The organism is Sphaerotilus sp. (assembly GCF_013299175.1).
Lineage (GTDB): Bacteria > Pseudomonadota > Gammaproteobacteria > Burkholderiales > Burkholderiaceae_C > Sphaerotilus.
This window is the reverse complement of record NZ_JAAFKF010000033.1, coordinates 1-12936: the sequence shown is the minus strand read 5'-3', so window position 1 is coordinate 12936 and position 12936 is coordinate 1. Positions and strand designations below refer to the sequence as shown.

11 protein-coding genes are annotated in these 12936 nt (G+C 65.0%); 3 read left to right on the top strand and 8 right to left on the bottom strand.

The features are described from left to right. Positions 1-1434: a cytochrome P450 gene (locus QZW52_RS07930; protein ID WP_293997065.1), complete on the bottom strand. Its 1434-nt coding sequence runs from the start codon at positions 1432-1434 to the stop codon at positions 1-3. Positions 1435-1546: 112 nt separating this feature from the next. Between QZW52_RS07930 and QZW52_RS07925 the strand changes: the two genes are divergently transcribed. After that, complete coding sequence (locus QZW52_RS07925; RefSeq protein WP_293997063.1) at positions 1547-2434, top strand: helix-turn-helix domain-containing protein; 888 nt, start codon at positions 1547-1549, stop codon at positions 2432-2434. 12 nt (positions 2435-2446) lie between these two features. Here the strand turns inward: QZW52_RS07925 and QZW52_RS07920 are convergent, their stop codons facing one another. Genes QZW52_RS07920 through QZW52_RS07910 form a run of 3 tightly spaced genes read right to left on the bottom strand, consistent with a single transcriptional unit; the run spans position 2447 to position 4984 of the window. After that, positions 2447-4351, bottom strand: a complete 1905-nt coding sequence (locus tag QZW52_RS07920) for a type I restriction-modification system subunit M (protein ID WP_293997060.1) — start codon at positions 4349-4351, stop codon at positions 2447-2449. Between the two features lie 41 nt (positions 4352-4392). Further along, positions 4393-4686 (bottom strand): hypothetical protein, encoded by a 294-nt coding sequence (locus QZW52_RS07915; protein ID WP_293997058.1) that lies wholly within the window; start codon positions 4684-4686, stop codon positions 4393-4395. Further along, positions 4676-4984, bottom strand: coding sequence for a nucleotidyltransferase family protein (locus tag QZW52_RS07910; RefSeq protein WP_293997055.1), 309 nt, complete (start codon positions 4982-4984; stop codon positions 4676-4678). Before QZW52_RS07910 ends, QZW52_RS07915 begins: the two co-directional genes overlap by 11 nt. Before the next feature lie 229 nt (positions 4985-5213). Here QZW52_RS07910 and QZW52_RS07905 point away from each other — a divergent pair, with 229 nt between their 5' ends. After that, positions 5214-5891, top strand: a complete 678-nt coding sequence (locus tag QZW52_RS07905; protein ID WP_293997052.1) for a hypothetical protein — start codon at positions 5214-5216, stop codon at positions 5889-5891. A 13-nt stretch (positions 5892-5904) separates the two neighbouring features. Continuing rightward, the gene (locus tag QZW52_RS07900) at positions 5905-7020 is read left to right on the top strand and encodes an XRE family transcriptional regulator (RefSeq protein ID WP_293997049.1); all 1116 of its coding nucleotides are present in this window, start codon (positions 5905-5907) and stop codon (positions 7018-7020) included. On the opposite strand, the gene QZW52_RS07895 is transcribed toward QZW52_RS07900, so the two are convergent. From QZW52_RS07895 to QZW52_RS07880, 4 genes are all read right to left on the bottom strand, one after another. Continuing rightward, positions 7003-8220 carry a restriction endonuclease subunit S gene (locus QZW52_RS07895; RefSeq protein ID WP_293997046.1) on the bottom strand — a complete coding sequence of 406 codons (1218 nt, stop codon included), beginning with the start codon at positions 8218-8220 and terminating at the stop codon, positions 7003-7005. The genes QZW52_RS07900 and QZW52_RS07895 overlap by 18 nt on opposite strands. An 11-nt stretch (positions 8221-8231) precedes the next feature. After that, positions 8232-10709: a DEAD/DEAH box helicase family protein gene (locus QZW52_RS07890; protein ID WP_293997043.1), complete on the bottom strand. Its 2478-nt coding sequence runs from the start codon at positions 10707-10709 to the stop codon at positions 8232-8234. A 67-nt stretch (positions 10710-10776) separates the two neighbouring features. Next, entirely contained in the window at positions 10777-11841 is a 1065-nt protein-coding gene (locus QZW52_RS07885) for a tartrate dehydrogenase (RefSeq protein WP_293997040.1), read from the bottom strand. A gap of 63 nt (positions 11842-11904) precedes the next feature. Then, positions 11905-12804 carry a patatin-like phospholipase family protein gene (locus QZW52_RS07880; protein ID WP_293997037.1) on the bottom strand — a complete coding sequence of 300 codons (900 nt, stop codon included), beginning with the start codon at positions 12802-12804 and terminating at the stop codon, positions 11905-11907. Positions 12805-12936: the final 132 nt, after the last annotated feature.

The following is a 12936-nucleotide window of genomic DNA, read 5'->3' as shown; positions in this document are numbered from 1 at the left end:
TCAGCGCCGAGTGAAGGCCAGCCGCAGCCCACCCTTCGGCCGCAGCGTGACGTTCAGCTCGGCGGCCGGACGCGTGTCGTCTCCCGGTGGCACCGCCAGCGTGTACCGCTGCAGCAGCATCGCCGCGATCAGCGTCATCTCCAGCATCGCGAAGTGCTGCCCGATGCACACCCGCGGCCCCGTGCCGAACGGCAGCCACGCGCCCCGCGGCAGCGGCGGCGCATCGGCCGTGAACCGCTCGGGGCGGAACACCTCTGGCTCAGGGAACCAGCGCGGGTCGTGGTGCAGCACCCACGGCGTCAGGCGCACGAGGCTGCCCGCCGGGATGCGCCACGGGCCGACCTGCGCCTCCTTCACCGCCCGGCGGCTCATCAAGGCGGGAACGGGCGGGTACAGCCGCATCGCCTCCTTGAGCGTAGCGCCCAGCCAGTCGAGCCGGGGCAGGTCGGCCGGCGTCGGGTCGCGGCCGGCCAGCACCTGGTCCACCTCGTCGCGGGCGCGGCGGGCGATCTCCGGGTGCTCGGCCATCAGGCGGCTCCACCACAGCAGCGCCGTGGCCGAGGTTTCATGGCCCGCCTGGAAGATCACCATGGACTGGTCGTGCAGCTCCGCCCGGCTCAGGCCGCTACCGGCGCCCGTGCCGTCGGGAGCGCCGGCCTCGTCGTCGCGGGCGGCGAGCATCATCGCCAGCAGGTCGTCCGTCGGCACCGTGGCGGGGTCGGCGACCGCGGCGTTCAGGCGGGCGTCGATGTGGCGGTCCACCAGCCCGCGCAGCGTGCGCAGTGCCCGGCGCTTGCCCGCCTTGCCGGGCAGTGGCAGCCAGTCCGGCAGCGTCAGCGGCAGGAACATTTCGCGCATCGCCTGACGACCGAGCACCTGCACCGCCTCCCCCGCCTCGCGGGCTTCGTCACGCGCCCGGCTGCCGAACAAGGTGCGCAGGATCACGTCCATCGTCAGCCGCGTCATCAGCGCGTCCACCTCGACGCGGGCGCTCGCCTGACCGGGGGGCACGGCGTCGTCGAGCGCCTGCCGCGCCGCGTCCACCATCAGCGCCGCGTAGCCGGCCACCCGGCGCGGCGCGAAGCCAGGGCGCAACAGGCGGTGCTGGCGCTTCCACTGCTCACCTTCGGTGGTCAGCAGCCCCTGGCCGAAGACCTGGGCAAACACCTCGATGCCACGCTCCCAGCGGATGAAGTGGTCGGCCTGTTCCACCAGCACCGCCCGCACCCCATCGGGCGACAACACGTCGTAGGCGCACTCCGGGCCGATGCGCATGAAGGTGATGTCGCCGTGCGCGTGCTGCAGGCGCTGCACGAAACCGAGGTAGTCCCGCGACAGGGCGCGCAGCAGCGGCAGACCCCACCACGGGCTGGGAGGACCGGGCGGGCGCGGCACGGCGGCGAGGGGCGTCGTCAAGGGGGTGTTGGTGTTCATGGTGCGTTGATGTTGCACCGCGCCACGGTGAGCTGTCTTGAACGAATTCGACAGGCATGGGCATCACGCGCCCTGCTCGATCGACCGGACGAGCGGCCCTACACTGCCCGGCATGCACGAGGTCAGCCCTTCCGATGAAGCCCGCCTGTGGCTGCCGCGCCTGTCGCTCACTGCGTGCGTTCGGGCGGTGCTCAGCCGCAGCACGCTCGACCGGCCGCCCACCGAAGCCCGCTGCATCAACCACTTCCCCGCCACGCCGGCCTGCACGGTCAGTTGGTTTTTCGAAGGCCACAGCGAATGGCTGGACCCGACGCTGGCGCCGATGCCGGCCGACCCCGTGCGCTTCAGCGGCCCCCAGACCGGCCCGACCACCAGCCGCGACACCGGGCCGGGCCACGGGATGATGCTGATGCTGCTGCCGGACGCGCTGCACGCGATGACCGGACTCGACCCGAGCGCCTGGATCGACCGCACCGTGGCGGCACACGCGGTGCTTCCGCCGGAGTGGCTGGCGTGGGGCGAGGCGGTGCAGCGGGCGGCGGATGACGAGCGGCGTGTGGCGCTGATCGAGGACTTCCTGGAGGCGCGCTGGCAGGCTGCGCGCCCGTCGTCCACCGCCGTGCTGGGCAGTCCGCTGCTGCACGACTGGACGCAGGGGCTGGCGCTGCGGGCGGCCACGTCGGCGCCGGGGCGCAGCCTGCGGCAGTTCGAGCGCCGCATCAAACGCTGGACCGGCCAGCCGCTGCGCCAGCTCAAAGGGATCAGCCGCACCGAGGTGGTGTTCTTCGAGGTGCTCGCCGCGCAGCAGCGCGGAGCGGTCGATTGGGCCGATGTCGCGGTGCTGGGCGGGTTCGCGGACCAGTCGCACCTGTGCCGCGAGACGCGCCGCGTCACCGGCTTCAGCCCGGAGGAACTGCGCCAGCGGATGCAGGGGGAGGAGAGTTTCTGGGTGTACCGGCTGTGGGGGGCGGTACTGGATGGGGCAGCCTCGGTGGCTTGAGCAGCCAGCGGCTCAAGCCACCAGTCGGCGCAATCGGTCCAGTGCGGCCACCATGTCCCGCCCATGTGCGGTGATCGCCGCCAGGATCTCGGATGGCGAACGGGTGTCCTGCGTGACGCGGGCATTCGGATTGACCGCCTTCAGGTCAAACGCCGCCGCGTCGATCGCTGCGGCGCGGGCCTGTGCATCCCGTGCAGCCTTGTCCATCGCCTGCCACTGCTGCTGAACTGCGAGCCACGCGGCTTCGGACGCCTTGGCCTTCTTCAGTGCCGCCATCTGCTCCCTGAGTGTCACGGCCTCCTCACGACAGCGGACAGCCTCGGCCTCGTGTGGCGCCATGTCGGCACGGGCCTGGGCACGGCGGGCGGCAACGTCGATCGTCCACGAGACATCGCTGTCGGCCTGGGGCGTACCACGCCACGCGAGCAGACGGGCGAAGGTCGGGAACAAGCGGCCTTCGTTGCCTTCGCGGGTGTGCCAGTCCTCGACCAGCGAAGCCGGCAGCGCCGCGTCGTCGGTGATCAGCGTGAAATCCGGGTTCCAGCCGAAGTGCGCCAGCGTCATCGGCGACTTCTTGCCCATCTTGACGTGCGAGAGGTCGTAGTACCAGGTGCGCTCGGTCGGGCGGCCCTTGGTGAAGAACAGCAGGTTGGTCTTGACGCCCGCCCCTGCCGTCGAGAACACGCCGCCCGGCAGGCTGACGATGCACCACAGCTCGCATTCGTCCAGCAACCTGCGCTTGGTTTCCACAAAAGCCGATTCGTTGGTGCGGAACAGCAAGCCTTCGTCGAGCACGACACCGCAGCGCCCGCCCGGCTGCTCATCGCTCGGCAGCGCCAGCTCGTCCAGCAGGTGTTGCAGGAACAGCACCTGCGTCGCGCTGGAGTGGAAGCTGTAGCGGTCCTGGGTTTCGCTGCTCTCCTTGCCGCCGAAGGGCGGGTTGGTCAGGATCACGTCGAAGGTGGGCGGAGCCTGTTCGAACAAGCCGGCGTAGGTCGGCTGGTCGGCCAGCGTGTTGCCGTGCCAGAGATTGGGCTGGTCGATGCCGTGCAGCACGAGGTTCGCCAGCGCGATCGGGAAGACGAGGTTTTCCTTCTCGCGGCCGAAGAAGGTGTCGTGCTTGAGCCGCTCCAGGTCGGTGCCGGTGGCTTGATCGCCCATGCGCCGGCTCATCCATTCGTAGGACTGCGCCAGGAAGCCGCCCGTGCCGCAGCACGGGTCGTAGACGGTCTCGCCGAAGACCGGGTTCAGCGTGGCGACCATGGCGCGCACCACTTCGCGGGGTGTGAAGAACTGGCCGCCGTCGGAGTTCTTCTCGCCCATCTTCAGCAGCAGGTCTTCGTACACCTGCGACAGCGTGAAGACGTGTGTGTCGTCGATGTGGTCAATCTGGATGGTGTGGAGGCGGTCGAGGATGTCGATGAAGTCGGCTTCCGTATCGACACGCACGCGCTCGACCGCGGTCATGATGCGACCGATGACGCGCTGTTTCGGGGTGGCGGATGGATTCGGGCGGCCGTCGGGCAAGGTGTCCAGGCCGTGTAGGTAGGGCAGCAGTTCCTTATTGACGAACTCGATCAGCGTACCGATGCGCGAACCCAGTGCCTGCCGCTTCCATCCGACGAGTTGGCCTTCAGGCGTGCGGGCCTCCTGCTCGACATTGCACGGGGCGGCCCAGTCCTGCCAGCGAAACGGTGCAGGCAGGGCAGGCGTGAAGTCGTCGCCGATGGCCTCGGCCTCCTCGCGGGCACGGGTTTCCTGTGCGTCGAGGATGCGCAGGAACAGTATCCAGGTCAGTTCCGGCACGTATTGCAGTGCGCTGGCGCAGTTCGAGCGACGCAGGATGTCGCAGATCGACTTGACCGTGCTGGAGAGGGATGGTGTCGAGGCGATGGATTTCGGGCGGGGTTCGGCCATGGGTTCTGTTGTTCTGAATGCGATGGGGTGCGAGGCGCGGGTTATTCGTCGCGCCCTTGTTCGAGGCTGGCGAACAGCGCCTCGGCTGAGGCGAAACGCGCTCGGCGGCTGGCCAGGATGGTGCGGGATTCTTCCATCGCGGCGAGGGTTTCGGCGTTGGGTGTCTTCTGGGCCTCGGCGACGTGGCGCAAGGCAGCCGACAGCGCGGCAGGCCCGCCCGGTTCTTCGGCCTCTTCCTGCGCGACGGCGAGGTACTCGTCTGCCAAGGCTGGGTCTGCCTTGAGCAGTTCCACGACGGCTTCGTCGTGCGAGCGGTTGCGGTCTTCAGGCGGCATAGGCCACCTGTACAGAGCGCAGCACGTCGTCGCGGAAGTAGCGGCTCAGTTCCTGCGCCGTGCGCAGATCCACCTTGATGCCGAGTGCCTCGGTCAGCTCGATTTCAATGGCGCTCAAGCCGATCAGACCGGGGACTCGCCCTGGCTCGAACTCAACCAGCAAATCCAGGTCACTGTCGGGACGGGCCGTGCCCTTCAAGCGCGAGCCGAACACGGACAGCCGGTGGATGCCGTGGCGCTGGCAGATGGGTGCCAGTTCACCATTCGACAAACAGGTCATCGGTGTGTGAGTGGTCATCAAGGCTCCAGAGCGATCTGTCATTTGTCGGCAAGTTTGCCTCACTAGACGCTAGAGGCGCAGCAGCCGTGGATGGACCTGCGTCATGCAGTCGCATCGCCAGTCCTGACAGGCAGCACCGATGCGTTCTCGCACCGGTGAAGCGTCAAAGCATGCCAGCACAACTTCCGCTTTTCATTCCTCATGTTGAGGTGGCACAATCGGAAGTTCGTACACTTCTGGAACGATCTTGTTCGACATAGAACCCTCTCCGCGCCCGGCTCAAGTCATCAGTGATCCCTCCGAGGCTCAGGCCCGCCTCTGGGCGTTAGACCCAGCCCTTGATCAGTTGATCTTCCTGGAGGCCAGTGGGTCCGGGCTTCGAGCACGCAAAGAAGTCACGCGACTCCATGCCCCGACCGCTGCCGGCACTCTGCATTGGCACAGCTTGGTCCATGCGCTCAGAACCATTCTGACGCTCAGAGCATGGCTTTCAAAAGATAACAACAACTGCCCAATGATTGTGTCTCCTGACAAGTCGATTGCCATCCTGATGATGACTGGATGCAAAGACACAGGAAAAAAGCATGGTCAACCGAAGAATCAAGCCGACAAAGGCCCTGTTCTCGATGCAGCCATACAGCAGAACAATCAGTACGATTTGTTTGAATCACGCGCATTGCACGAATTAAAACGCCCGCCTTCTGGCACTCAAATATGGGTTTTTCTTTATCATGTGGATGAACAACAAGGTGGCGTGACCATTCGTGCAGAGCTGTCTCGCCCATCCGCATTCAAAGGCAAAAAAATTATTGCTTGGAGCGACAGAATAATACTTGAAACCTTGTCTGATGGGCCGGTTAATGTTAATATCGCAGACGTGCCGCAAGCGCCGATCGATGTATCCGTGGAGCGCAAGACAGGATAAATAAAGGTGACACATGACTATCGTAAACCCCAAGAGAATTGAATTTTCAAGAGTAAGGCGCCAATGGACCAAAACCCGACTGGCTAAAGCTCTGGGGGTCGATAGTCGGGCGATTCAAGGGTACGAGTCGGGGGAGTATTCTCCCGGACCGGCAAATCTAGAAAAAATTGCCGAACTACTCAAATTTCCTGTGGTATTCTTTTATGGCGATGATTTACCAATCATAGGTGATCACGCAGCGAGCTTCCGCTCCATGTCGAAAATGTCCGGCGCACTGAAAAATAGCGCATTAACCGCAGGCTCCATCGCATTTCTGTTTAATGAGTGGATGGAAGAGCGGTTTAGTTTGCCGACTGCTGATTTGCCAGACTTGAGTGATCTTCCTCCAGAAATCGCTGCCGAGACATTACGCAGGATTTGGGGCCTTGGGGAATCCCCCATTCAAAACATAATTCATCTACTCGAATCCAAGGGTATCCGGGTCTTCTCTCTCGCCATTGATGCCAAGGAAGTCGATGCCTACAGTGTATGGAATGGTGGCAAGCCTTTTGTGTTCTTGAATACCTTCAAGTCTGCTGAGCATAGTCGATTTGATGCCGCACATGAGTTAAAGCATTTGGTGTGCGACAGGCATTCCATGCTGCACGGCGGTGAGCATACTCAAAAAATGGAAAAAGATGCTCAAGCCTTTGCCTCGGCATTTTTGATGCCAAGCAACAATATCATTGCCTCCAAACCAAGATTTGTTTCCATAAAAACACTTATGGAATTAAAAAAAACTTGGGGTGTATCAGTCGCGGCCTTGGCGTTCCGCATGAATCAACTCGGCCTGTTCACGGAGTGGACATATCGCAGCTTGTGTATCGATATCGCTAAGAGTGGGTATCGGACTCAAGAACCTGAGCCGATGAGGCCAGAGTTTTCCCAGCTATTGGCAAAAGTTCTTGAAAAATTACGAGCAGAAGGCATCCGTTTGGCCGACATTGCGCGAGACCTCAATATTTACTCGGAAGATCTCGAGAACCTCACTTTCAGCTTGGCTATTACAGGCTTGTCAAGTCAGACCAATAACCTTGCGGAGTCTTTAGATAGGCCCTCTCGGGAACGTCCATCACTGCGGGTGGTTTGAATCAAATGCCTGCGCCAGCAGCCGACCCGGCAGCCGCTTGATCTCGTCCAACTGTGCTTGCGCCGCCTGCCGCGCTTCTTCTGCGGCGGCAAGTTGCGCCTTCAGTGCTCGGACGATCGCGCCTTGCGTTGCACGGTCAGGCAGGCACAGGTGAAACGATCCCAGCATTGGCATGTAGATTGTCTTGTGCGTCGCACCGGTGGCGAGTGCCCGCAATTCGGTTCGGGCACGAATCAGGGCGTACATCAGGAACTCAGGATCGAGATCATCGCCGCAAACCCAGTTGGCGAAGTCCTGGCTGGTCGCCATCGGCTCGGCCATGAGTGCAACGAAGCCGACGGAGGCTGTGCGGGAAAAGCAGACCGTGCCACGCGGCAGGATGCGGGCCGAGGAATTGGCAATCCCCGCCTCGTTGGTGCGAATCTCGGTGGACTTCACCCACTGCCCGTCCAGCGCCCGGATTTCCGTCAGCGACAGCCACGAAATATCCCCGCCCCACCAATCCGGCCGTGCCCGACTCGGCGTGTGGCCGCTTTCCAGTCGGGCCAGATCGGCCAGCTTGGTCCAGCACCAGCCCGCCGGAGCGTCTTCCAAGTCGAGCGGCAGTGCGACAGGCACCACGCCCTGAAAAGCACATCGATACAGCGCGGCCTTCAGCGCGTCAGCGTCCTTCACCTGCGCCTGCGCCGCCTGCCGCGCCTCTTCAACCGCCGCAAGCTGCCGCCGCAACAGATCGACTTGATTTCGTTGAACGTCCAAGGACGGCACAGGAATTTCCAGCGACTCCAGAAAATCGGATGGAACGCGCTGGAGACCAACGGCGCCATTGAAGGTTTTTATCGCTGCCTGCAGCGTGTCTTGCCGCCGCAGGAAGTAATGAATCCACTCCGCCAAGACCAGTGGCCCAGGGCGGATCACATGAAACTCTGTCGATCCAAAACCCACTCCATTGATCAGATCCCATGCGATGGCGTGCTTGCCGTTCTGCATGCAAGGAGACACCTTGGCGAACAGGATGTCTCCATCCGAAAAGCAGGTGTATCCCTTCTTGACGTCGCCAAACGGTTTGGCAACTGCCGCTTCGATCGTGCCGGTCACTTCGCTGACCGCGCTCATTGGGACAAAGCTGACGTCATCCGTGTCATTGAGTGCAGCCGATATTCGGCGCGGATTGATGTCGGCCACAGCACCCAGCTTCATGATTTCCACACTCATACCCCAAACAACCTCATCTTCACATCCATCACCACCTCCGCCGCCCGCCCCAGCGGCTTCAGCGCCGCCAAGCCGCCAGCGCGCTTGATTTCCGGGACGTTCCACAGCTCGGACGACTCCAGCGCCAGCGTGCCGCCCGCCGCGAACTGGTGGCCGAAGCCGCGCAGCACGATCGCGGACTTTTCGTCCATCGACGCGAACCACGGTGCCTGCGCACTGAGGAACGCCTGCGCCCGCTCGGTCTGCTGCAGTGCCGGCGCCCGGTAGCCGTGGTGGGCGAACAGGTCGAAGGTGTCGAACGCCTTCATGCCGGTCAGTTCGCGCACCGTCTCGGGCGAGTAATGCGCCCCCAGCAGGTGGTCGATCAGCGCCCGCCGCCGCCGTGCCTCGACCCACAGGCCACGGAACTCCTGCAGCGTCGCCGCCTCCTTCAGCACCCGCTCGACCATGCCCTGTCGGTACTCGTCCAGCGGCACCTTCACGTCACGCATCACGCCGTCCACCTCACGCGCTTGCAGGATGAAACGCCCGACCTGATCGACCGTGATCCCTTCTTCCGTGCGCAGTTCAGGCAGCGGCGGCCCATTGCGGTCGTCGTCTGTCTCGTCGTCGTCCCCATCGCCATCCCCGCCCAGACGCACACGAGGCTTGCGTGCCACCGTCAGGAACTCGGTGCCGAACAGGTCGGTCACGCCGGTGTAGTCATAGAGCCAGAACTTGAACTTGCGGGTCGGCTCGTGCAGCCGCGTGCCACGCCCGACCATCTGATAGAACAGGATGCCCGACGCCAGCGAGCGGAAGAACACCACCGCGTTGAGCCGCTCGATGTCCACCCCGGTCGCCAGCAGATCGACCGTGCAGGCGATGAAACACCGCTCGCCCGAGCCGCGCATCGGCTCCAGCAACTCGGCGCCACCGCTGGCCGTGCATTTGAAGGCGTAGTGCTCTTTCGGCGCCCGCCCCTGCTGCGCGCACCAGTCGGCGTACAGCCGCTGCATCTGCAGGGCCACGCGGTCGGCGTGCAGGTCACGGGTGCAGAAGATGATGGCCTTCTGCTCCGGCCCGCCGCAGGCACACAGCCGCGCAAACAGGTCGGCACACATCGCCTCGATGCGCTCGGGCAGGATCAGGTCGTCGTCGAACTGGCGTGCGCCGTACTGGGCCTGGAGTTCCTCGATCGGCAGCGTCTGCCCGGTGCGCACGTCGGTCACGCCGATCGCCTCGATCTCCTCGCGGGTGAAGATGCGTCCGTCGATCGAAGGTTTCAGCCGCACGATCTCGCAGGCCGAGAGGTAGCCATCCTCCTGCGCCTGGATCAGCGTGTACTCGTAGACCGGCGCCCCGAAATAGGCGAGGTTGTTCGCGGTGATGCGCTCGTCCTCGGCCGTGGCGTCGGCAATGGCCGGCGCCTGCGGCCCGTGCTGACGCGGTGCCCGCAACTGGCGCGGCGTGGCGGTCAGGCCGATCTGGATCGCCTGCGGATTGCGCCGCAGCACCTCCGACCAGCGCCCCCAGGCCGAGCGGTGGCACTCGTCGATGACGATGACCGAAAAGGCGTTCTCGCCGTAGTGGCGGCTCAGGAAGCTGTCGGCCCCCGGCGCGCCGTCGTTGCCCGGCTCGCCGTCGATGCCGAGCGTCTGGTAGGTGGCGATGTGGACGCGGGCGTTGCGGGCGGCGTTGTCGCCCTGCTCGGTGCGCACCGCCCGCACGCTGCCCTTCGGAAACGCCCGGCCGAGCTTGTCCATCGCCTGCTCGCGCAACTCGTCGCGGTCGCACAGGAACAGCGCCGGCTTGGCCAACCGCCCGGCCTCGTGCAGCCGCCACAGCAGGTTCGCGGCGATCACCGTCTTGCCCGCCCCGGTGGCGAGGCTCATCAGCACCCGCGCCGGCTCGCCCGCCTGCTCGCTGCGCAGGATCTTCTCGAACGCAGACCGGATCGCGGCGTCCTGGTAGTAGCGCGGCCGGTCGAAGGCGGGGCTGTCGGGCTGGAACAGGATGGCAGCGCCGGGCGAAGCCAGATCAACGCCGCTGTCCCGCACATAGCGGTCGGTCAGCTCGCCATGGGTCGGGAACTCGTCGAGCGGGCGCACGTCGCCGGGCTGCTGCGTGGTGCGGTCGAACTCGGCGTAGCGGTGGCCGTTGGTGCTGAACACATAGCGCACCGTGTGGCGGGCTGCCGTGCCGCTGTAGTAGCCCTTGGCCTGCTGCATCCCCTTGAGCGGGTCGGCGTTCTCGGCCTTGGCTTCAATCACGCCGACCGGCAGCGGCAGAGGCGCGCCGGGAGGGTGGATGCACAACAAGTAGTCGGTGCGGCCCTTGCCGGAGCGGCGTCGGCCCTTCAGGTCATCGGTCGAAGGCTCGACCGGCGCGGGGGTTTCCAGCCGCAGCTTCCAGGAGGCGTCGTAGCCCTTGACGCGCAACACCGGATCGATGCGCCAGAACCTGGTTTCTTCTTCGTTGTGATGACGGGCCATCGCCGCTGTCCCCCTGTTTGCTTTTGCATTGTCAGGGGGCAGACTGTGCCATCGGACGCCCGCGCTGTCACACCCGCGCCGCCAGCGCCTCCCCCAATGCCGTCGTCGAAGCCGCCCCACCCAGGTCCGGCGTGCGCGGCCCGTCCACCAGCACCTGCTCGATCGCCCGCACGATCGCGTCATGCGCCTCGCGTTCCCCGAGGAAATCGAGCATCAGCGCCACCGACCACACCATCGCCACCGGGTTGGCGATGTTGCGGCCGTAGATGTCCGGCGCCGAGCCATGCACCGGCTCGAACAGGCTCGGGAAGCGCCGCTCCGGGTTGAGGTTCGCCGACGGCGCCAGCCCGATCGTGCCGGTGCAGGCCGGGCCGAGGTCGCTCAGGATGTCACCGAACAGGTTGGTCGCCACCACCACGTCGAAGCGTTGCGGCTGCAGCACGAAGCGGGCGGTGAGGATGTCGATGTGCTGCTTGTCCACCGTCACCTGTGGATAACCCGCGTGCATCGCGTCGGCGCGGCCGTCCCACCACGGCATGCTCAGCGCGATGCCGTTGCTCTTGGTCGCCACCGTCAGGTGCTGGCGCGGGCGGCTCGCGGCCACCTCGAAGGCGTACTTCAGCACCCGGTCGGCGCCGAAGCGGCTGAACACCGACTCCTGGATCACGATCTCGCGCTCGGTGCCGGCGTACATCGTGCCGCCGAGGTTGGTGTACTCGCCCTCGGTGTTCTCGCGCACGATCAGCATGTCGATGTCGCCCGCCTGGCGCCCGACCAGCGGGCACGGCACGCCCTCGAACAGCCGCGCGGGCCGGAGGTTGATGTACTGGTCGAACTCGCGGCGGAACTTCAGCAGCGAACCCCACAGCGAGACGTGGTCCGGCACCGTCGCCGGCCAGCCGACCGCGCCGAACAGGATCGCGTCCATGCCCTGGAGCTGCGCCTTCCAGTCGGCGGGCATCATCTCGCCGTGCTGCTGGTACCAGTCGCAACTGGCCCATTCGATCGGGTGCAGGTCGAGTTCGAAGCCGAAGCGCTGCGAGGCGGCCTGCAGGGCGCGCAGCCCCTCGGGCATCACTTCCTTGCCGATGCCGTCGCCGGGGATGACGGCGATGCGGTGACGTTTGTTCATGGGAGCGTCCGTGGTTCAGAGGAAGACAAGGAAGACAGGAAGACAAAAGACAAGGCAGAGAGATCAGCCCTGCGCCGCCAGCCATCCAAGCTGCGTGGCGCTGGCGGCATCGACTCTACCCAATTGGAAGGCTTGGTCCACCGTGGTCTTTGCCGTGCAGTCCCACGTAGAAACCGGGATGGGCTGACTGGGCTGCCAGTACAGGCGCTCACGCAATCGGAACAGCGGTGGCCGTGAAGGGTAGTGCCGCGTGAGCATCACCAGCGTGCCTTGTCGTTGGGCCAGCGTCTGTTCAGGGATCGGCGCGTTGTCGGTGTAGCCGCCGTCGAACGCATAGGCGCCCTGCACGTTGACCGCCGCCATGATCGGCGGTGGTGCGGCCGCCGCCAGCAGCACGCGGTGCGCGTCGGCGGCATCGCTGTACCGCGAGATGTCGATGAACTCCTGGCGCAACCCCAGGTGGCCGGGGAGTCGTGGATGGATGCTGTGCCAGACCTGCTTGTCCACGGCATACGCCAGCGTGCCCAGCAACACGCTCGCGCCGAGTCCCAACAGGCGCGACGGCCGCGTCACCGCCACCCGCAGCGACGCGCCAGACTTCCGCAGCACACCGAACGTCTCGTCGTTCACGAACGCATCCAGCCAGGCGGGGTAGACGGTCTGGTGCGCGAACTCGAAGCGACCTTGCAACAGCTTGTCCCAGTGGAAGATCCTGGCAGTCTGGCCGTACAACGCCTTGCAGGCGTCGAGCGCCGTCCGTGGCCCGGTGGTCAGGCAGGCCGCCGCGATCGCGGCCCCGGCACTGGTGCCAATCCATTGCGTCGGCAGCACCCAGCCTTCTTCCATCAGGTGGCTGAGGGCGCCCGCCTGCCACCAGCAGCGGTTGCCACCCCCGGCCAGCGCCAGCGTTGACAGGTCGGCCCAGCAGGGTGCCGAACGGTGCGCTTCAGCTTCAGGTTGCATGGTCAGTAAGTGGGTGTAGACAGAATCAACTGAAGAGGCGCAGGCTGTGATGCCTGCAGTCGGAGGTCAGGAGGCACGGCATGTGTGCAGCCCGCAAGGATACGTTGACCGGGGAGCCGAACCGTGGAGGCC

What these genes read in the sequence shown, in the direction of transcription:
- QZW52_RS07930 (WP_293997065.1), bottom strand. Translation starts at nt 1,434, where the DNA reads ATGAACACCAACACCCCCTTGACGACGCCCCTCGCCGCCGTGCCGCGC.
- QZW52_RS07925 (WP_293997063.1), top strand. Translation starts at nt 1,547, where the DNA reads ATGCACGAGGTCAGCCCTTCCGATGAAGCCCGCCTGTGGCTGCCGCGC.
- QZW52_RS07920 (WP_293997060.1), bottom strand. Translation starts at nt 4,351, where the DNA reads ATGGCCGAACCCCGCCCGAAATCCATCGCCTCGACACCATCCCTCTCC.
- QZW52_RS07915 (WP_293997058.1), bottom strand. Translation starts at nt 4,686, where the DNA reads ATGCCGCCTGAAGACCGCAACCGCTCGCACGACGAAGCCGTCGTGGAA.
- QZW52_RS07910 (WP_293997055.1), bottom strand. Translation starts at nt 4,984, where the DNA reads ATGACCACTCACACACCGATGACCTGTTTGTCGAATGGTGAACTGGCA.
- QZW52_RS07900 (WP_293997049.1), top strand. Translation starts at nt 5,905, where the DNA reads ATGACTATCGTAAACCCCAAGAGAATTGAATTTTCAAGAGTAAGGCGC.
- QZW52_RS07895 (WP_293997046.1), bottom strand. Translation starts at nt 8,220, where the DNA reads ATGAAGCTGGGTGCTGTGGCCGACATCAATCCGCGCCGAATATCGGCT.
- QZW52_RS07890 (WP_293997043.1), bottom strand. Translation starts at nt 10,709, where the DNA reads ATGGCCCGTCATCACAACGAAGAAGAAACCAGGTTCTGGCGCATCGAT.
- QZW52_RS07885 (WP_293997040.1), bottom strand. Translation starts at nt 11,841, where the DNA reads ATGAACAAACGTCACCGCATCGCCGTCATCCCCGGCGACGGCATCGGC.
- QZW52_RS07880 (WP_293997037.1), bottom strand. Translation starts at nt 12,804, where the DNA reads ATGCAACCTGAAGCTGAAGCGCACCGTTCGGCACCCTGCTGGGCCGAC.